We start from the raw sequence: 399 nt of genomic DNA, 5'->3' as shown, positions 1-399 counted from the left end.
ACCATCGGTCGGATGTGTTTCAGCGACGACTTAGAGCAGAGAGGATCAAGCGGATATGCGAGGAGCAGTATCGAGAATGTGCTGGACAAGCCGATATTGAGGATATTCAATTCAATGTTGTAACGGATTCGGTAACACTTAAAATGTTGTAGGAAATGATATGGCCCGAAAGTGCCCGGAGTGTTCCTCGTCGCTAAAGCCCTCTTTGTTCCTTCTGCCAAGGCTATTCGGTGGTTATCGCTGTCATTCATGTGGAAAGGGGCTGGCGTTAACCGGACCGTTTTCATGGGCTGTCAACGTCGCATTCGTAGTAACGAGCTACTGCATGTATCGCTTGATAGACGGAAACATAAGAGAATCTATTGTCCTGATGCCCTTGGCGATTATGCTCGTAGTCCT

General features: G+C 47.9%; 1 protein-coding gene. It reads left to right on the top strand.

Annotated elements, in window-relative coordinates:
* Positions 1–171 precede the first annotated feature (171 nt).
* Positions 172–399, top strand: a 228-nt coding sequence (locus AC2JF9_RS10110) for a hypothetical protein (protein ID WP_500727507.1), incomplete at its 3' end; no start/stop codon positions are given.

It is taken from the genome of Lactobacillus sp. C449L (assembly GCF_059900815.1).
This window is presented reverse-complemented; position numbering and strand designations above follow the sequence as displayed.